This window comes from Thiocapsa bogorovii (assembly GCF_021228795.1).
Classification (GTDB): domain Bacteria; phylum Pseudomonadota; class Gammaproteobacteria; order Chromatiales; family Chromatiaceae; genus Thiocapsa; species Thiocapsa bogorovii.
Genome location: NZ_CP089309.1, coordinates 4379811 through 4398028, shown reverse-complemented (window position 1 = coordinate 4398028; position 18218 = coordinate 4379811). Strand labels below are relative to the sequence as shown.

Here is an 18218-nt window from a genome sequence, read left to right as displayed (position 1 = left end):
CGAGGCCGATCCGAACATCACACCTGCCGCTGCGCACGCGATTCAGAAGGCAACGGCGTCTACGGAGGTTACGCGAGGGGCTATACTCTCCCGCTTGAAAATTCCGGATCATCTGCTATGAACGCACTCCATCAGTCCAACCTCGCCAAGCTGCGCCTGATCGGACGCGGCAAGGTCCGTGATCTCTACGAGATCGACAGCGCGCATCTCTTGATGGTCGCGAGCGACCGTCTGTCCGCGTTCGATGTCGTGCTTCCGCAGCCGATCCCCGGCAAGGGCGAGGTCCTGACGCGGGTTTCGCGCTTTTGGTTCGCACGCACGGCACCGCTGGTGCCGAATCATCTCGCCGATATCCCGGTCTCCGCAGTGGTGGAGGATCCCGAGGAGCTTGCGCAGCTCGGCGATCGGGCCATGGTGGTGCGCCGGCTCACGCCGCTGCCGGTCGAGGCGATCGTGCGTGGCTATCTGATCGGCTCAGGCTGGAAGGACTATCTGCAAGGCGGTTCGGTCTGCGGCATCGCGCTGCCGCCCGGTTTGCGTCAGGCGGACCGGCTGCCCGAGGCCATCTACACGCCATCGACCAAGGCCGAGATCGGGGGGCACGACGAGAACGTCGACTTCCCTCACACCGAGCGGCTGCTTGGCCCGGCCCTGGCGGCGCAGGTGCGCGACGTCAGCCTCGCGGTTTATCGCGATTGCGCCCGTTACGCCTTGGAACGCGGAATCATCATCGCCGACACCAAGCTCGAATTCGGCCTGGACGGCGAGGGGAAGCTGCATCTGATCGACGAGGTGCTCACACCCGACTCCTCGCGTTTTTGGCCGGCCGATCAATACCGGCCCGGCACCAGCCCTCCGAGCTTCGACAAACAGTTCGTTCGCGATTATCTGGAGACGCTCGACTGGGACAAGACCCCGCCGGGGCCGATGCTGCCGCAGGAGATCATCGACCGGACCGCCGCCAAATACCGCGAGGCCGAGGAGCGGTTGACGCGCCGCTGAACCCCCATGAGCCGGCGCACGCAGGGGCGACTTCAGTCGCCGGCAACCCCCCGAACCCAAGCCCCGAGGCGGCTGAAGCCACCTCGGCCTTCTGTGCGTTCATGGGCCGTCGGCATCGGGCGTTCGAGGTGCCGGCTCAGGGGTCTTCGGACGTGGTCCGACGGACAGCCCAGACGGCGGCTTCGACGCGGGTTCTGAGCTTGAGCTTCTTGAGGATGTGCTTGACGTGAACCTTGGCGGTCCCGAGGGAAAGGTTCAGCTCGCGGGCGATCAGCTTGTTGCTGAATCCCTCGGCGAGCAGCGCGAGGACTTGGCGCTCGCGCGGGGTGAGACCGGCGTCGTCCGGGCGCACCGGACCGCCGTCATGACGAAGCGCACGCGCGATCAGTTCCGTGAGGCGCTGGCTGATGACCAGACGACCCCGGCCGGCGGCCAGGAGCTGCTCGAGGATATCCTCGGGCTCCATGTCCTTGAGCAGATAGCCGTCGGCCCCGGCCCGCAGGGCGGCAACCACGTCTTCCTCGTTGTCGGATACGGTGAGCATCACGACCCGCGCATCGAGATCGGCGCAGCGCAAACGCTCGAGGGTCTGGAGGCCGTTCATCCCCTTCATATTGAGGTCGAGCAGGATCAGGTCCGGGCGAAGCTGTGTGGCGACGCGCACGCCCTCTTCGCCGTCGCCCGCCTCCCCGACCAGGATCAGCTCGGGCGCCATCGCGATCAGATCGGACACGCCCTTTCGAAACAGCGGATGGTCGTCGATGATGACGACGGCGGTTCGGGTCGCGGTGGTCATGATGCCCGCACCACGTCGATCACGTCGGCGTCGATGTCTCGAGCTCGCCGCAGCGGGAAGGTCAGCTGCACGCGTGTCCCTCCGTGCGGGCCGGGCGCGATCTCGATGTCGCCGCCGAGGCCGGCGGCACGCTCCCGCATGATGCTCAGGCCATAGTGACCGCGCGGGACGGCGTGAGGATCGATGCCTCGGCCGTCGTCGTCCAGGGTGACCCGGATCCCGGCGCCACCGACCGAGAGGCGCAGCAAGGCTTGGGACGCCCCGGCGTGACGGATGACGTTCGACAGGGCCTCGCGGACAATCTGCAGCACATGGATCTCCTCGTTGGGGCTCAGCATCACGGCGGGGAGCCGATTGTCCAGGCGAATCTCGGTGGTCCCGCGCTCGCGGTACTCGCCCACCGTCGCCTCCAGCGCGGCATTAAGCCCGCGCTCATCCATCTTGAGCCGAAAGGTGGTCAGGAGCTCGCGCAACTGACGGTAGGCGTTGTTGACGCCCTCGCGCAGCTCTGCAAGGACGGCACGCGAGCGCTCGGGCGGGGCGCCCGCGACGAGGAGTGCATCCAGTCGAGCCGCCTGGATCTTGAGATAGGAGAGTGACTGAGCCAAAGAGTCGTGCAGCTCGCGCGCGATGACGCCGCGCTCCTCGAACAGCGCGAGACGCCGACCGTCGCGCAGCCGCCGATGCAGGCTGAGCGCGGTACCGATCAGTGCCGCGAGCGAGGCCAAGAGCCGTCCTTGCCACGGCGGCAGGGCCTGATCGCGATCCAACTCCACGATCAGTACGCCGAAGGGCCGATCCTGATCCGCCACGGCGAAGGAGACGGGGGGCCGACGGTCGGCTCGCCCGAGCGCACGCAGCAACGGATGATAGGGCTCGGCTTGGCGACAGACCGAGCAGCCGGCGCTCGAGCAGGCGAAGCCCTGCTCGCCCTCGGCTCTTGCGGTCACGCAGGCGCCCTGGCCCTTTCGATGGGGGCCGAGATCTGGGTACAGATCCGGGGCTTCGTCCAAGCAGAGGGTGACGGCCCGGAGTCGCAGCTTCACTCGGATCTCCTGCAGAACGCGCTCGAACATGGGCGTGGAGATCGGCGACTCGTGCAGCGCCTGACCTATGCCGTAGAGCAGCTCCAGTGTTTGGTTGGAGCGCTCGAGATCACGGGTCTTCTCGGCGACCCGACCCTCTAGATCCGTGTAAAGTCGCGACAGGTCCGCGGCCATCCCGTTCATGGCCTCGCCCAACCGACCCAGCTCGTCGCTGCCGGTGAATCGGGTGCGGCGGGAGAAATCCCCGCGCCGCGACCGATCGGCGCATTCCAAGAGCTCCGCGAGCGGTTGGATCACCCGCCCGACGACCAGGACCATGGTCACGAGCACCACGGTCACCGTGAGGAACAAAGCGACCCCCTGGACAACCCGGAGCACGGCCAAGCGCGCCTCCGTGACCCGCTCCAGCTCCCCGACGAGTGCGTCGATCTGCTCGACGAAGCCGTCGACATCGGCCAGGTAGGCCATTGTCGGAGGATCCGGGGAGGTGCCCCGATCCAGCGCACGCAGCCGCTCGATGTCCGCCGACACCTGAGGGCGTATCCGTGCGTCCCAATCCGCACGGATACGCTCGTAGCCGGCGCGGATCTCCGCGCCGGCACGCCGCGGGATGATGTCGACGAGGCGTGGACTGGCAAGACGCTGCTCGAGCTCCTCGGCCAATGCCGCAACCCGATCCGCACGCACATCGGCCGGGACGCGCGCGTCGGCCAGCGCCATCCCGATGCGGTAAGACTGCATCCGCAGCGAGCCCGCCTGGTTTACGGCCGCGGCGAGCCCTTGTGTCGCCCGGCCCACGCTGCCGCTGATCAGCATGCTGAGGATCGCCAGAACGACGATGACCGTCATCAACAGACCTACGCTGAGCAGGATCGAGCGGTGAAACGAACGCGGCAGAAGAGAGCTCATATCGATCATCCCCGCATTCGAGCCCGGTCGCAGCCGCCGCGAAAGGGGATACCTCCAAAGAATCGCGGCCGACTCGAGTCCGACGACACCTGCCCTCGGATCGAACAACGACGAGGCTTCTCAAGAGCTTGATACTCTACCACCCCTACCGCTCAGGAGGTATTTCCCGGTAATCTCCTCGGTCGTTCCTCGCCTTGTCGTCAATCCATCGCTCGATAGACTTCAGTGATGAACGACATCGACCGCGCCTTCAATTTCCTGCCTCACCTGCGCGACATCCCCGCATTTGCCGCACTCGACGACGAACCGGCCGGCTTCATTGCCGGCGGCAGTCAACTGCGCGTGGCGACACGGGGTCAGATGATCTGCGAGAAGGGCAGCCGCCCGAGCGGATTTCAGTGTCTGCTGGAGGGGCGGATCAAGCTCGCCGCGCTCTCGCCGCTGGGAACCGAGCGGGTGCTGGACATCCTTCAACCCGGCCGCGTCTTCGGGGTCGCGGCCATTCTGCTGGACGAGCCTTGCCCGGTCTTCGCCGAGTCGATCTGCGATAGCCGGATCCTCGTCGTGGGTCGCGAGCGCATCCACACGGCCATCGCCGAGTGGCCCGAGGTCGCAGCTGTCATGCTCAAGCTGGTCGCCGGGGACGTCCATCGGCTCGTCCACGACCTGGAAGCCTGCTGCCTGATGAGCGCCCGTCAGAGGCTGGCCGACTTCCTGCTGAAACAGGGCCGCTGCAGCGCAGAGACGAACGATCACGCGGTCGTGGTCCTGCCGGCGGCCAAGGCGTTGATCGCCTCCAACCTCAACATCAGTGCCGAGACCTTCTCGCGGGAGCTGCATGAGCTGGCCCATCGCGGTCTCGTCGAGATCGAGCGGCGGACCATCCTGATCCCCTCGCTGGATCGCTTGGCGACCTTCGTACTCGAAGCCCCATCGGGTGAGCGGGGGCAGACCCAAGCCAACGCGTTCCCCGTGCCCAGCTGACGTCGCCTTGGACCGAACAGCAGGCGGATCGCGGCGTCGCTCGACACACGAGGGATGGGTACAATCCGCGAGTGGCGCGTCGGACGAAAGTGGCCCCCGCGACTAGGGAAGACGCCTCTCGTGCGCAACGCGCTCGAGCGCGCCGCAACGCTTGTTTCCGAGCCCTGCCTCAACGGCGTGCGCAACCGCGCCGCGACACCACGGGGGATTATCATTGAAGATCGTTCGCAACCTGCTGGCCGTCATCGGCTTCTTGACCATTGTCGGCATCGGCGTCCTCTATTGGCGGGTCGCCCCGATCCTCGACGAATTCGACCCGGATTTCCCGGGCGTCTACGGCGAGTTCGCCTCGCGCCTGCTCACGAGCGGGGATCCCGGTGTGGCCATGATGTGGGCGATCCCGGTCGAGGACGGCCTGAGCCCGGACGACGTGATCGCGTCCATGAAAAGCATCGCGGTCTCGCGCAACCTGCTCTTTGTCGGCGAATCGCCCTTCTACAAGCAGATCGAGGCGATCACGGGCGAGCCCTACCGCTACGTCAACTTTCTCTCCTTCTGCGATGCCCGGGTCGGTCGGCAGATGCTCGAGTATCGCAATGAATACAGCGGCTTCATGCCCTGTCGCATCGCCTTGGTCGAAGACAAGGCGGGCCGCCTCACGCTCTACAGCATGAACCTGGACATGATGATCCACGGCGGTCGCGAGCTTCCGGAAGATCTCAAGGCGTCCTCGCTGAAGGTCCGCGACACCATCCGGGCGATCATGGAGGGCGGTGCGGCCGGTGAGCTCTGATAGACGGGCGATGGTATAGAGTAGGCGCCAAGGATCCACTCCAAAGAGGCGCTCACAGGTGTTCGAAACACTCGGCGATCTCGTCGTCTACCGTCTGCTGGGCATCGACCCGGCGAGCCATCTCGGTGCCGCGCTGCACTTCTTCGTCATGGACACGGCGAAGATCTTCTTCATGCTGGTCATCATCATCTATGTCATGGGGCTCTTTCGGGCGCTCCTCTCGCCCGAGCGGGTCCGCGCCTATGTGCGCGGCAAGCCCACATGGGCGGCGCGCTCGACCGCGGTCGGTCTGGGTGCGGTCACGCCCTTCTGCTCCTGCTCGTCGGTGCCGCTCTTCATCGGCTTCGTCGAGGCCGGCATCCCGCTCGGGGTGACCTTCTCCTTTTTGATCGCCAGCCCGATGATCAACGAGGTCGCGGTGGTGATCCTGCTCGGGATCCTCGGCTGGGAGCTCACCCTCATGTATGTCGCCGCCGGCTTGACGGTCGCCTATGTCGGCGGCGTGGTCATGGAGCGCTTCCGGCCCGAGCGCTGGGTCGAACCCTATGTCTGGCAGATCCACATGGGCGAGCTGAAGATGCCCGAGCCGGACACCTCGTTGGCCGGGCGCCATCGCTACGCCGTGGGCGAGGTCCGCGAGATCCTGCGGCGCCTCTGGAAATGGGTGCTGCTCGGCATCGGCGTGGGCGCACTCTTCCACGGCTATGTCCCGGAGGACTGGGTGGTCAAACACCTGGGCGGTACCGAGAATTGGCTGGCAGTCCCGGGGGCCGTCCTGCTCGGGATCCCGCTCTACTCCAACGCAACGGGCGTGATCCCGGTCGCCGAGGCGATGCTGGGCAAGGGGGTTGCGATCGGCACCACGCTGGCCTTCATGATGAGCATCGCGGCACTCTCGCTGCCCGAGATGATCATCCTGCGCAAGGTCATCCTCTGGCCCGGGCTGGCACTCTATGCGGGTGTCCTGGCGATCGCCTTCATCCTGGTCGGCTACGGATTCAACCTGCTGGCTTAGAATGGAGCCCTTCCTTCGAATGATTCCCGGAATCGGGACCAACCGACACGAGAGCCGATATGAAAGAAGTCAAGATCTTGGGATCGGGCTGCGCCAACTGCAAAGCCACCTACAAGGTCGTCGAAGAGGCCGCAAAGGCGCAGGGCGCCCAGATCGACCTGGAGAAGGTTGAGGATCTCGGCCGCATCATGGGCTACGGGGTCATGTCGACACCGGGCGTCGTGATCGACGGTCAGGTGGTGCATGCCGGCGGGGTTCCGGATCGCAAGACGGTCGAGGGATGGTTCAGTCGATGACGTCATGCCCTTGCCTCGCCCGGGAGGCCTCGGAATGACGAGCCCGTCCCGTCGCCTGCTTTGGGGCCTGGTGGCCGGCGGCTGCGCCCTTGCGGTCGCGTCGAGCTTCGTCTTGACCGACTGGCTCGCGTTGGCCCCCTGTCATCTGTGCATCTTCCAGCGCTTGCTGTTCATGGTGCTGACGGTGCTCGCGGTCGGCGCCGGGCTCGCGGGAGCAGGGATGCTCGGGCGCCTGCTCGGCATCGTGACGCTGCCGGTCTCGGCCACGGGGATCGGTGTTGCGGCCTACCAGAGCTGGCTGCAGCTGCAGCCCTCGGGGAGTGTGTCCTGTGTGGCCGGCACGCCCGGACTGATCGAGCGGTGGGTCGAGTGGCTCGGCCAACAGGCGCCGACCCTTTTCATGGCGACGGGCTTTTGCGAGGACGAAGGCGCCCTGATTCTAGGACTGTCGCTGGCGAACTGGGCCTTGATCGGCTTTGCCCTCTGTCTCGGTGCGGGCGCACTGGCCCTGTTCGGAAGCCGTGCCGGTTCGGAGGCCCGATAACAGGTCGGCGACACGCGCCGAGGCGTTCGGTTTGCGTTTACGTTCGCCACGCCCGGGCGATGAACCTCGGGGCCTTCTCCAGCATCCATCGGATCACATCGCATGAACGAGCAGACCCTGACCGACCCGTTCGGCCGACGTATCGCCTATCTTCGCCTGTCCGTGACCGACCGCTGCGATCTGCGTTGCGGCTATTGTCTGCCGAAGGGATTCAAGGGATTCGAGGAGCCGGCGCACTGGCTCACCTTCGAGGAGATCGCTCGGGTGGTCGGGGCCTTCACGGCGCTCGGGGTCCGACATGTCCGCATCACCGGCGGCGAGCCCTTGGTGCGGAAGGACCTACCGGACCTCGCCGAACGGATCTCCGCCCTGCCCGGCCTCGAGGATCTCTCCATCTCGAGCAACTGTACCCGCATGGATGTCCTGGCCGAGCCGCTGTATCGCGCCGGCGTGCGCCGCCTCAACGTCAGCTTGGACAGCCTGCGTCCGGAGGTCTTCAAGGAGGTCACGGGAGGGGATCTCGACAAGGTGCTGCGAGGGATTGCGGCGGCGCGCGCGGTCGGCTTCGCACCGATCCGCGTGAATACGGTCGTGATGCGCGGGGTGAACGACGAGGAGATCGAGGATATCCTCGGCTACTGTGCGGATAACGGCTTCACGCTGCGTCTGATCGAGACCATGCCGATGGGCGCGACCGGCCGCGGGGCTCAGGATCAATACATGGATCTGCAGACGGTGCGGCGGCGTCTCGAGCAGCGCTTCGAGCTGATCCCCGACATCCTGCCGGGCGGCGGTCCAGCACGCTATTACCGGGTCGGCGCGACCGAGACCCGGATCGGCTTCATCACCCCGATCTCGCAGCACTTCTGCGAGACCTGCAACCGGGTGCGCCTGACCGTCGACGGCACCCTCTATCTGTGTCTGGGCCAAGAGAACAGCTACGCGCTGCGGCCCCTGCTGCGCGCCGGGATCGCGGATCCCGATCTGATCGCTCATCTGCGAAGCGCCATCGCGTTGAAGCCCGAGCGCCACGAGTTCAAGGAGCGCCCGGAGAAGATCATCCGGTTCATGTCCGCGACGGGTGGCTGAGTGTTGAGTGGTGGGTGGGTCGTGGTGAGTGTTGCCGTGTAGCGATTCCGCGACCGTTCGAGATCGTTGTCGTATCGACGGTCGATTACGATTACGACAACGAATGGTCCCGACATCTCTGCTGCGCTGTACTCGCCGCCCTCGTGAGCGCTGATGGCAGGAAGCACGACACTGCGCCGTCGATCGTTGTACCTCGCTCCCGCTCGGCACAACCTACCCCGATTAGGCCGCGTCTTCGGCCTGATCCTCCGCGATCGCCTCGCGGAAACCGCATTCCTTTTGCGGACACACCTTCGACGAACCCTTGGTCTTGGTGGTCTTGATCGTCAAGACCGCCCAGCCGCACTTCGGGCAGGGCTCGGCGATGGGCTCGTCCCAGACGGCGTAGTCGCACTTGGGATAGGTCGAACAGGAATAGAAGATCTTGCCCTTGCGGGATTTCTTCTTTTGTAGCGTCCCCTTGGTGCACTTGGGACAGGTGACACCCGTATCCTCGGGCTTCTCCAATGGCTCGATGTGCTTGCAGGTCGGGTAGGCGCTGCAGCCGATAAACTTGCCGTAGCGCCCCCGCTTGATCTCGAGCGCGGAGTTGCAGAGCGGGCAGGTACGGCCCTCGATCAGCTCGGGGGCATCCGCCTCGGCCTTGTCGGGGTTGAGGTCGCGCGTGTAGTCGCAGTCGGGGTAGTTGGTGCAGCCGATGAAACGGCCGTTGCGTCCGAGCCGGATCGACAACTGGCCGCCGCATTTGGGGCAGGTCTCGTCGATGCGCTCCTGGGTGACGTCGCTGCGCTTGACCGATGCCTCGGTGTGGTCGACACGCTCCTTGAAGGGTTTCCAGAACTGCTCGAGCAAGGGGACCCATTCGCCCTCCCCGCGCGAGACCGCATCCAGGTCGTCCTCTAAACGGGCGGTGAAATCGTAATCCACGTAGGAGGTGAAATACTCGGTCAGGAACCGATTCACCACGCGCCCGACATCGGTCGGCAGGAAACGCTTGGCGTCCAGAACGACATACTCGCGATCCTGAAGCGTCGAGATGATGGAGGCGTAGGTCGAGGGGCGGCCGATACCGAATTCCTCCAGCGCCTTCACCAGGGATGCCTCGGAGTAGCGCGGCGGCGGCTCGGTGAAATGCTGCTCGGGGCGGATGGCCAGCAGGTCGACCAGGTCCCCGGCCTTCATCTCGGGGAGCATGCGCTCCTCGTCGTCGTCGGCGCTCTTGGCATCGTCGCGGCCTTCCAGATAGACGCTCATGAAGCCGGGCTCGGCGACCGTCGAGCCGGTGGCGCGGAAGAGATTGCCCTCCCCGGCGCTCAGCGTGATCGCGACCTGGTTGATCAGCGCATGGGCCATCTGACAGGCCAGGGTGCGCTTCCAGATCAGCTCGTAGAGCTTGAACTGATCCGCGCTGAGATGGGCGCGGATCTCTTTGGGGACCTGATAGGCCGAGGTGGGGCGAATCGCCTCGTGGGCTTCCTGGGCGTTCTTGGCCTTGGTCTTGTAGAACCTCGGTTGCTCGGGCAGATGATTCGAACCGAAGCGTTCCGTGACATAGGCGCGGATCTCGTCCAACGCCTCTTGGGCAAGATTCACCGAGTCGGTGCGCATGTAGGTGATGAGACCGATCGGCCCGCCGCCGACATCCACACCCTCGTAGAGCTGTTGGGCCACGCGCATGGTGCGCTGGGCCGTGAAGCCGAGCTTGCGCGCGGCCTCCTGCTGGAGCGTGGAGGTGATGAAGGGCGGTGCCGGGTTGCGCTTGCGCTGCTTACGCTCGACCTCGTCGACCTTGAGCTTGCCGCCGGCGGCCTGCTCGAGGGTCCGGTGCACGGTCGCGGCACGTTCCCCGTCGACGATGCTGAACTGCTCGACCTTCTCCCCTTCGAATTCGACCAGCTTGGCGGTGAAACGCCGCGCCTCCTTGGCCGCATCGGCCTCGATCGACCAATATTCGCGGGTGACGAAGGCCTCGATCTCGTCCTCGCGCTCGCAGATCAGACGCAACGCCGGGCTCTGCACGCGGCCTGCCGAGAGGCCCCGGCGGATCTTCTTCCACAGCAGCGGCGAGAGATTGAATCCGACCAGATAATCCAGTGCGCGTCGCGCCTGCTGGGCGTTGACCAGGTCGTAGGACAGCTCGCGCGGATTGGCGACCGCATCCTGCACCGCCCGCTTGGTGATCTCGTTGAAGACCACCCGATACACCGGTCGCTTGCCGAGCTGACGGCGGCTCTTCAGCAGCTCGTAAAGATGCCATGAGATGGCCTCGCCTTCGCGGTCCGGATCGGTCGCGAGATAGAGTGCATCGGCCTCCTTGAGCTTCTTGGCGATCGCCTGGACGTGCTTCTCGTTGCGATCGATGATCTGGTATTTCATCGCGAAGCCGTTCTCGGTGTCGACCGCGCCCTCCTTGGGCACCAGGTCACGGACATGACCATAGGAGGCGATCACCTCGAAATCGGGTCCGAGGTACTTCTTGATGGTCTTGGCCTTAGCCGGAGATTCGACGATGACGAGATTCATGATGGATGCGAGCGAACGGAAGCGAACGAATCGGGGCCTCTAGGGTAAACCCGGTTCGCCTCGGCGCGTCAAGGGGAGTCGAAGCGATGATCGCCGGCGAAAGAGTCCGACCGAGAGAATTGCGCGTCAACTCAGCCCTGTCGACGGAGGAGCCGTGAGGTGGACAAGCGTTGTAGGATAGACAAGCGCAGCGCAGTCCACCAGTGCCGACACAGAGGGTGGACTTCGCTCTCGCTCGTCCACCCTACAGGCTCAAATTATCGTCTTATCACACGTTGAACCGCGTCGACGCCAACGCCCGCTGGAGCGTGAGACGCCGCGCCGATTCGACGACGGACCAGGTCATCCCGGACGCGGTTCAATGGAGGTAAACCGGCTCGTCGTTGTAGACGAGATCCTCCATCTGGGAGAAGGCATCCTCGCGACCGGGACGATTCATCAAGACCAATAAGACGACCCATTTGACCTCGTCGAGGCCCACCGTTGCTTGATCGATCGCGACCAAGCGGTCGATGACCAGCTCGCGGCTGACGGGGTCCAGAATCCCGTTCTGCTCCAGAAACAGCAGCAGACCGCGCGCCTCCACGTCCAGCTTGCTCGACTCTGCCGCGTTGTAGATGCGGATGGAGCCGAGGGTGTGGTCGTGATACTGCGGGACATCGACGCCGGCCGCCAGCTCGTCGAGCCACAGCAGTGCCTTTTCGATCTCCGTCGGGGTGAAGCCGGCCTGAGCGAGCTCATCCTCCAGAGCACCTTGGTCGGCCGGGGGCTGACCCTCGCCGTCCATGTAGTTCTCGTAGAGATAGATCAGCACATCGACCATGTTTTCGTACATCAGCCAACCTCGTGGGCGGCGTCAGCCCGAAGGCTGACGGGAGCGAACTGCACCGGTAGTCCATTCAGGCGTTCCCTTGTGGACAACCCGGACGTTTCCGCTCAAGAACCGAGCCGGCAAAAGCGGCCTCCAGGGGCCGATGATACATGACCCTCCAGCTCCAGGACCAACAACATGGACGAGACCTCCCGAGCCGAGCGGCCGCTGCTGGCGATGAGCTCGTCGGGCGACACCGGATCGAACCCCATCGCATCGAGCAAGGCGCGGTAGTCGGCGCCGAGTGCCGCGCTCCCGCCTCGCCCTGCCGCGGCGCAGGCCTCGTCGTTCGCCGCGGACGTCTCGCCGGAGCAGGCCGAGAGCAGATTGCGCAGCATCGGGGCCAGCTCGAGGAGGATCTCGGCGGGATCTTCGACCAGCTTGGCACCGTCTCGAATCAGGGCGTGGCTGCCGCGCGACAGCGGATTGCGGATGGAGCCCGGCACCGCGAACACGTCGCGGCCTTGCTCGAGCGCGAAGCGAGCGGTGATCAGGGAGCCGCTTTTGAGCGCCGCCTCGGTGACCAGGACGCCGACGGAAAGCCCGCTGATGATCCGGTTGCGCCGCGGAAAGTTCCGTGCCGAAGGTCCCTGACCGGGCGGAAACTCGGTGACCAGCGCACCGCGCTCGGCGACACGCCGCGCCAGCTCCCGATGGGTCGCGGGGTAGACCAGGTCCGGCCCCGTGCCGAGAACGGCGATGGTCCGCCCCGCCTCGAGCGCGCCCGCGTGCGCAGCGCCGTCGACACCGAGCGCCAAGCCGCTGGTGATCAGCAGGCCGTCGGCGGCGAGCCGCCGGGCGAAATCGCGCGTGATCTCGAGACCCGACGGGGTTGGATTGCGGCTGCCGACCACCGCGAGCTGCGGTTCGGCGAGCAGCTCGGGGTCGCCGCGGACGTAGAGCAGCAGCGGGGCATCCGGGATTTCGGCGAGCAACGGGGGGTAGCGGGCATCGGCACGCGTCAGCACGCAGGCATCGGGCTGGTCGGCCCAGGCGAGGATACGCTCGAGCGCCGCGCCGTCGGGCTGTTTGAGCGCGGCGATCGCCTCGGACGAGATCCCGGCTGCGGCGAGATCGTGTCGCGAGGCCTCCGCGACCGCCCTCGGCGAACCGTAGCGCTCGAGCAATCGGGCCGCGGTGCGTGATCCGATGCCCGGAGCGGAGATAAGGACGATCCAGTCCCTGATGGAGTCCGTGGTGAGGCTCAAGTGGGGAGGCTCAAGAGGCGTCCAAGCCCGTCATCGTGCCGGCGGGGAGACCAGGTCGCCGACAGCCATGGCTCTGTCGGCATTGAGCACGAGCGCGAAGCTCACGCGATCGAAGCTTCGGAAGACCATCATCAATCCGGCGCGCTGCATCGGGCGAATATAGGTCGCGCGATCGCGACCGATGTCTGCGTGCAATGGGATCGGCGCACTCGAGCCCGTCGGACTCTCGCTCCAGCCCTTCACCGAATAGTCGTTGCCGAGCCAGAAGGCGCCGGTCGTGGGTCCGTCGCTCCTCCAATTCCAGTTGACGCCGCCGTCGCGGACCTTGTCGCGTACCTCCTCCCCGCCGCGGAAGACTTCCAGGACGTGTCCGGGCTGAAGCCGGTCGAGCGACCCTCGGTTGAGGGTCACGATGTCGTACTGACCGATCTGAGAGACGCCGTTCATCACCGAGAGGATCCGACCGCGTAACCCGGCCGGGGCAGGACGCGGGAAGAAGTTCTCGAGAGGCGCTTCGAGCGAGGCAGGGATGACGCGATCGCCGATCGAGACCTCGCGCTCGGATCGCGTGACCCGCAGGATCGCGGGATCCCCGACGCGCTCGAGTGCGGCGTTGGCGACGAAGGTGGCCTCGTAGCCGAGGATGCGGTTGGTATCCGGGTCGCGCAGCGCATCCCCGGGGCGCAGGATTTGGAACGCGCTGACCGCAGTCGTATCGATGCGCCGCACGAAGACGTCGTCCGGCGGTGCGGCGACGGTGCGATCGTCTGCGAAACCCACGACATAGGGCGCGCGCTTGATCGCGTCAGACTCGGCGACCCAGGGCTGAGTCAGGAAGGGCTCGATCGAGGCGACGGGAATCATGGGCACCGGCGCCTCGAGCGCGCTGACCCGCACCCGTGGACTCAGACGCACGACACGCATCTCGCCGCTCGCCCGGGCGGCGGTGTCGCGCACGACCCGCGGCCGACCGTCGACATGCACGAGACGCAGCCGTTCTCCGGGGTAGATGAGATCGGGATCGCCGGGATCGTCGTTGGCCTGCCAGATCTCGGGCCAGAGCCAGGGATCGCGCAGATAACGCCCTGCGATCGACCAGAGCGTGTCGCCGGGACGCACCTCGTAGACCTCGGGTGCGTCCTCGGCAAGCTCGAGCGCACGCACCGACGAAGCCCAGGCCATGGCGACCAGACCGATCAAGGCGCAAAGAACAACCTCTGCGAAGCTGAAGCGACGGCTCAAAACACGCATCGGACCTCCCGGATGCTCGAAACGGATTCACCCGGCCCCATTTCGGGGTGTAGTATTGGCGCGATATTAGCGCATGCGACCCGACCCCTTCTACTCGGCTCCCGACCCGACATCGTGCCCGCGGGTCGCTCGCGGGACAGGATCCCCGAGAGATGCGATCACGCAAGAGACGAGATCGCCCGAGAGACGAGACCCCCGAGAACCGATCTTTCAGACGACATCCCGATGGCAAAGCTCGATATCCTGACCTTCCCGGATCCCAGACTCCGCCGCAAGGCAATTCCGGTCGCGCGCGTCGATGCCGACATCGTGCGGCTGGTCGACGACATGCTCGAGACGATGTATGCCGCACCCGGCATCGGCTTGGCCGCGATCCAGGTCAACGTGCCGCGCCGGGTCGTGGTGATCGATGTCTCGGAGAACCACGACGCGCCACTGTGCCTCATCAACCCCGAGATCCTCTCGCGCGAAGGCGAGGAGGAGATGGACGAGGGCTGTCTCTCCGTCCCCGGCTTCTTCGAGACGGTGAAGCGCGCGGAGCGCGTGCGCGTCCAGGCGCTGGATCGCGAAGGCCAACCCTTTACGCTCGATGCCGACGGCCTGCTCGCGGTGTGCATCCAGCACGAGATCGATCATCTCGACGGCAAGCTCTTTGTCGATCACATCTCGATGCTCAAACGCCAGCGCATCCGCCGCAAGCTCGAAAAGGAGCAGCGCCATTCCGCGAGCGAGCCCGAGCAACGTCGGGGTGTATTGTGACGCCGATCGGATCGGCCGGGTGGACACGCGCAGCGCGGTCCACGGACGCCGGCGCAGGGCTCGGTGGACTTCGCTCTCGCTCGTCCACCCTACCGGGCGGTGTTTGGACTAGAACCGCGGGTCCGAACGGCGATCCGGCGCGATGAGAACCCTGAGGATCATCTTCGCCGGAACGCCCGACTTCGCCGTTCCCAGCCTTGCCGCACTCCTGGATGCACCGGCCGAACGACCGGGGATGCCGCCGCTGCAGGTCGTCGCGGTCTACACCCAGCCTGACCGACCGGCCGGGCGCGGCCGCCAGCTCCAGGCAAGCCCGGTGAAAGCCCTTGCCCTGACGCGCGGCCTGCCGGTCATCCAGCCCGAGAGCCTCAAGAAGGATCCGGACGCCGTCGCGCGGCTGGCCGCCCTCGAGGCCGACCTGATGGTGGTCGTGGCCTACGGACTGCTTCTTCCGGTCTCCGTGCTGGACGCCCCCCGTCTGGGCTGCGTGAACGTTCATGCCTCGCTGCTGCCGCGATGGCGCGGTGCGGCGCCGATCCAGCGCGCGTTGCTCGCCGGCGACACCGAGACCGGCGTCTGCATCATGCGGATGGAGGCCGGGCTGGATACCGGCCCCGTCTATCATCGCGTCGCGACACCCATCGGACCACTCGACACCGGCGCCGATCTGCACGACCGACTCGCCGTGCTGGGCGCCGGTGCGCTGATCGATGCCTTGCCCGGCATCGCCGACGGATCGCTGATTCCCGAGCCGCAAGCCGAGGATCAGGTGACCTATGCACACAAACTCACGAAGGACGAGGCCATCATCGACTGGGACCAGCCTGCCGAGAACATCGGTCGTATGATCCGCGCCTATAACCCCTGGCCGGTCGCCCAAACGCGCCTCGACACCGAGACCCTGCGGGTCTGGGAGGCCGAGATCGACGCCGAGCGGACGACGCACGCCGCGCCCGGGAGCGTGATCGGCGCGGGCAAATCGGGTATAGAGGTCGCCGCCGGCCAAGGGATCGTGCGCATCGTCCGTCTCCAGCCGCCCGGCAAACGGGCGATGGCGGCCGCGGATTTTCTCAACGCCCGATCGATGGACGGCGCTCGGCTTGGCTGAGCGCCGGCCGCAGGCCCCCGGCCCGGCAAGACATCCCGTCGGCGCCGAATCCCGCGCGGCTGCCGCACTGGCACTCTTCGGCGTGCGCGGCCGCGGCCAGTCGCTCACGCGCGTGCTCGAGCACAGGCGCTTGGCGTCACAGGCGCCCGCCGAACGCGCACTCACACAAGAGATGGTCTACGGCTCGCTGCGCACCCTGCCGCGCCTGGAGGCACTGGTCGCGCGCTTGCTCAATCACCCCGTCAAACCCGCGGACAAGGATCTCGAATCACTGATCCTGATCGGCCTGTATCAGCTCATCGCGATGGACACGCCCGACCACGCGGCGGTCGCCGCAACGGTCGAGGCCAGTCGCCTCATCGGCAAGCCCGACAAGGCAGCCTTGGTGAACGCACTGCTGCGTCGGTTTCTGCGCGAGCGCGAAACACTGATGGCCGAGGTCGATCGAGAACCTGCCGTGCGCTGGCTCTTTCCCGAATGGCTGCTCGACCGCCTGCGCGAGAACTGGCCGGAGGATTGGGAGCAGATCGTGCGGACCAGCAACGCCCGCGCGCCCATGAGCCTGCGCGTGAACCGCACCCGGATCGATCGGCGCGCCTATCTCGGCACGCTGGCCGCCGCCGGCATCACCGCACGGCCCATACCCGACTGCGACATGGGCCTGACGCTCGATCAGCCGCGCCCGACCCATGAACTGCCCGGCTTCGAGGCCGGGCTGGTCTCGGTGCAGGACGGGGGCGCTCAGCTGGCGGCCGATCTACTGGATGCGCGCCCCGGCCAGCGTGTCCTAGACGCCTGCGCCGCGCCCGGCGGAAAGACCGCCGGCATCCTGGAACGCGCCGAGAACCGGCTCGATCTGCTGGCCATCGACAATGCGCCGGCGCGGCTCAAATCGATCCGCGACACACTCGCGCGACTGGGCCTGAGCGCCGAGGTCGCACTCGGGGACGCGGCCGAGCCAAGAGGCAGCTGGACCGCCAAGCCCTTCGATCGCATCCTGCTCGACGTGCCCTGCTCGGCCACCGGCGTGATCCGTCGCCATCCCGATATCAAATGGCTGCGACGCGACGCCGACATCCCGGCACTGTGCGCCTTGCAGGATCGGATCCTCGACGCTGCCTGGCCATTGCTCGCACCGCGCGGGCGGCTGCTGTATGCAACCTGCTCCTTGATCGCGGACGAGAACCAGCACCGCATCGGCGCCTTTCTGGAACGTCATCCGGATGCGCGAGAGTGTCCGATCGCGACGACCCTGGGCCGCGCGCTCTCTCACGGCATCCAACTGCTTCCTCGGGAAGGGGCGAACGACGGCTTTTATTTCGCGCTGATCGAACGTCCCGCGTCATGACTCGGCGGCCCGCACACCCTCCACGGCGGTTTCTGCTGGCGGCACTGATGCTCGCACCCGTGCTCTTGCTGGTCAGCGTCGCAGCGGGCGCAGCCAAGGACGGGCTGCGGGTCGAGCAGGTCGAGACGCGACTCGTCGACGACACCTACTTCATGAATGCCATGCTGGACTACCGGTTCAGCCCCGAGGCGCTCGAGGCGCTCGAGAACGGCGTGCCGCTGACCATCCTGGTGCAGATTCAGGTCCGTCGTGTCGGGGCCTGGCTTTGGGAGGACAGCCGCGTGGATATGCAGCTGCGCTACGCCATTCGCTACAAGCCGCTCTCGGAGCGCTACGAGGTCTACCGGCTTCCCGGCAACGAGGGCCGCAGCTTCGTCAGCCGCGATGCCGCCATTCGCGCGCTCGGCGAGATCACCGATCTATCCTTGATCGGCGCATCGAGTCTCGACGCCGACACGGACTACGAGGTCCACATCCGGACCTCGCTCGACATCGAAGAGCTGCCGCTTCCGCTGCGTCCGATGGCCTACCTGAAACCGTCCTGGAAACTCTCCAGCGGGTGGAGCAAGTGGCCTTTAACGCCTTAAACCGCGCCCGGCGCGGTATGCGATGTTTTTGGATGGGATCGGCCCCGGCCGATTTGACAAGCGCTGGAGCCGGCGCGGTTTAAACTATT

Annotated in this window: 17 protein-coding genes; 11 read left to right on the top strand and 6 right to left on the bottom strand. The window is 66.1% G+C overall.

The window, feature by feature from the left end; translation table 11 throughout:
* The first annotated feature begins 117 nt into the window (after positions 1-117).
* Positions 118-1002, top strand: a complete 885-nt coding sequence (locus LT988_RS19470; RefSeq protein ID WP_232407169.1) for a phosphoribosylaminoimidazolesuccinocarboxamide synthase — start codon at positions 118-120, stop codon at positions 1000-1002.
* 136 nt (positions 1003-1138) lie between these two features.
* Here LT988_RS19470 and narL read toward each other — a convergent pair whose 3' ends face one another.
* Together narL and LT988_RS19460 are read right to left on the bottom strand one after the other, a co-directional pair.
* Positions 1139-1798 (bottom strand): two-component system response regulator NarL, encoded by a 660-nt coding sequence (narL, locus tag LT988_RS19465; protein ID WP_232407168.1) that lies wholly within the window; start codon positions 1796-1798, stop codon positions 1139-1141.
* Entirely contained in the window at positions 1795-3753 is a 1959-nt protein-coding gene (locus LT988_RS19460) for an ATP-binding protein (RefSeq protein WP_232407167.1), read from the bottom strand. Before LT988_RS19460 ends, narL begins: the two co-directional genes overlap by 4 nt.
* 228 nt (positions 3754-3981) lie before the next feature.
* Between LT988_RS19460 and LT988_RS19455 the strand changes: the two genes are divergently transcribed.
* The 6 genes from LT988_RS19455 to moaA all read left to right on the top strand — a co-directional run bounded on the left by LT988_RS19455 (position 3982) and on the right by moaA (position 8474).
* The gene (locus tag LT988_RS19455) at positions 3982-4737 is read left to right on the top strand and encodes a Crp/Fnr family transcriptional regulator (RefSeq protein WP_232407166.1); all 756 of its coding nucleotides are present in this window, start codon (positions 3982-3984) and stop codon (positions 4735-4737) included.
* 214 nt (positions 4738-4951) lie between these two features.
* Positions 4952-5530 carry a DUF302 domain-containing protein gene (locus LT988_RS19450; protein WP_232407165.1) on the top strand — a complete coding sequence of 193 codons (579 nt, stop codon included), beginning with the start codon at positions 4952-4954 and terminating at the stop codon, positions 5528-5530.
* Between the two features lie 58 nt (positions 5531-5588).
* The gene (locus tag LT988_RS19445; protein WP_232407164.1) at positions 5589-6545 is read left to right on the top strand and encodes a permease; all 957 of its coding nucleotides are present in this window, start codon (positions 5589-5591) and stop codon (positions 6543-6545) included.
* A 59-nt stretch (positions 6546-6604) separates the two neighbouring features.
* Entirely contained in the window at positions 6605-6841 is a 237-nt protein-coding gene (locus LT988_RS19440) for a thioredoxin family protein (RefSeq protein ID WP_232407163.1), read from the top strand.
* A gap of 34 nt (positions 6842-6875) precedes the next feature.
* Positions 6876-7385, top strand: a complete 510-nt coding sequence (locus tag LT988_RS19435) for a disulfide bond formation protein B (RefSeq protein ID WP_232407162.1) — start codon at positions 6876-6878, stop codon at positions 7383-7385.
* 102 nt (positions 7386-7487) lie between these two features.
* Positions 7488-8474, top strand: a complete 987-nt coding sequence (gene moaA, locus LT988_RS19430) for a GTP 3',8-cyclase MoaA (RefSeq protein ID WP_232407161.1) — start codon at positions 7488-7490, stop codon at positions 8472-8474.
* Positions 8475-8696: 222 nt separating this feature from the next.
* Here moaA and topA read toward each other — a convergent pair whose 3' ends face one another.
* The 4 genes from topA to LT988_RS19410 all read right to left on the bottom strand — a co-directional run bounded on the left by topA (position 8697) and on the right by LT988_RS19410 (position 14327).
* Complete coding sequence (gene topA, locus LT988_RS19425) at positions 8697-10997, bottom strand: type I DNA topoisomerase (protein WP_232407160.1); 2301 nt, start codon at positions 10995-10997, stop codon at positions 8697-8699.
* Positions 10998-11355: 358 nt separating this feature from the next.
* Complete coding sequence (locus tag LT988_RS19420; RefSeq protein ID WP_232407159.1) at positions 11356-11832, bottom strand: DUF494 family protein; 477 nt, start codon at positions 11830-11832, stop codon at positions 11356-11358.
* Positions 11833-11933: 101 nt separating this feature from the next.
* A complete protein-coding gene (dprA, locus tag LT988_RS19415; RefSeq protein WP_232407158.1) occupies positions 11934-13076 on the bottom strand; it encodes a DNA-processing protein DprA in 1143 nt (380 codons plus the stop codon).
* A gap of 30 nt (positions 13077-13106) precedes the next feature.
* The gene (locus LT988_RS19410; RefSeq protein ID WP_232407157.1) at positions 13107-14327 is read right to left on the bottom strand and encodes a LysM peptidoglycan-binding domain-containing protein; all 1221 of its coding nucleotides are present in this window, start codon (positions 14325-14327) and stop codon (positions 13107-13109) included.
* A 225-nt stretch (positions 14328-14552) separates the two neighbouring features.
* On the opposite strand from LT988_RS19410, the gene def reads away from it, so the two are divergent.
* The 4 genes from def to LT988_RS19390 all read left to right on the top strand — a co-directional run bounded on the left by def (position 14553) and on the right by LT988_RS19390 (position 18129).
* Positions 14553-15086, top strand: a complete 534-nt coding sequence (def, locus tag LT988_RS19405) for a peptide deformylase (protein WP_232407156.1) — start codon at positions 14553-14555, stop codon at positions 15084-15086.
* 142 nt (positions 15087-15228) lie between these two features.
* Positions 15229-16194 carry a methionyl-tRNA formyltransferase gene (gene fmt / locus LT988_RS19400; RefSeq protein WP_232407155.1) on the top strand — a complete coding sequence of 322 codons (966 nt, stop codon included), beginning with the start codon at positions 15229-15231 and terminating at the stop codon, positions 16192-16194.
* The gene (gene rsmB / locus LT988_RS19395; RefSeq protein WP_232407154.1) at positions 16187-17542 is read left to right on the top strand and encodes a 16S rRNA (cytosine(967)-C(5))-methyltransferase RsmB; all 1356 of its coding nucleotides are present in this window, start codon (positions 16187-16189) and stop codon (positions 17540-17542) included. The genes fmt and rsmB overlap by 8 nt, the downstream gene beginning before the upstream one ends.
* 47 nt (positions 17543-17589) lie before the next feature.
* Positions 17590-18129 carry a DUF4390 domain-containing protein gene (locus LT988_RS19390; RefSeq protein WP_232407153.1) on the top strand — a complete coding sequence of 180 codons (540 nt, stop codon included), beginning with the start codon at positions 17590-17592 and terminating at the stop codon, positions 18127-18129.
* Positions 18130-18218 lie beyond the last annotated feature (89 nt).

Bases quoted from the DNA above. Each gene is read 5' to 3' on its own strand.
- narL (WP_232407168.1), bottom strand. From the start codon at position 1,798: ATGACCACCGCGACCCGAACCGCCGTCGTCATCATCGACGACCATCCG.
- moaA (WP_232407161.1), top strand. From the start codon at position 7,488: ATGAACGAGCAGACCCTGACCGACCCGTTCGGCCGACGTATCGCCTAT.
- fmt (WP_232407155.1), top strand. From the start codon at position 15,229: ATGAGAACCCTGAGGATCATCTTCGCCGGAACGCCCGACTTCGCCGTT.
- LT988_RS19455 (WP_232407166.1), top strand. From the start codon at position 3,982: ATGAACGACATCGACCGCGCCTTCAATTTCCTGCCTCACCTGCGCGAC.
- def (WP_232407156.1), top strand. From the start codon at position 14,553: ATGGCAAAGCTCGATATCCTGACCTTCCCGGATCCCAGACTCCGCCGC.
- LT988_RS19390 (WP_232407153.1), top strand. From the start codon at position 17,590: ATGCTCGCACCCGTGCTCTTGCTGGTCAGCGTCGCAGCGGGCGCAGCC.
- LT988_RS19460 (WP_232407167.1), bottom strand. From the start codon at position 3,753: ATGAGCTCTCTTCTGCCGCGTTCGTTTCACCGCTCGATCCTGCTCAGC.
- LT988_RS19470 (WP_232407169.1), top strand. From the start codon at position 118: ATGAACGCACTCCATCAGTCCAACCTCGCCAAGCTGCGCCTGATCGGA.
- LT988_RS19420 (WP_232407159.1), bottom strand. From the start codon at position 11,832: ATGTACGAAAACATGGTCGATGTGCTGATCTATCTCTACGAGAACTAC.
- LT988_RS19440 (WP_232407163.1), top strand. From the start codon at position 6,605: ATGAAAGAAGTCAAGATCTTGGGATCGGGCTGCGCCAACTGCAAAGCC.
- topA (WP_232407160.1), bottom strand. From the start codon at position 10,997: ATGAATCTCGTCATCGTCGAATCTCCGGCTAAGGCCAAGACCATCAAG.
- LT988_RS19435 (WP_232407162.1), top strand. From the start codon at position 6,876: ATGACGAGCCCGTCCCGTCGCCTGCTTTGGGGCCTGGTGGCCGGCGGC.
- LT988_RS19410 (WP_232407157.1), bottom strand. From the start codon at position 14,327: ATGCGTGTTTTGAGCCGTCGCTTCAGCTTCGCAGAGGTTGTTCTTTGC.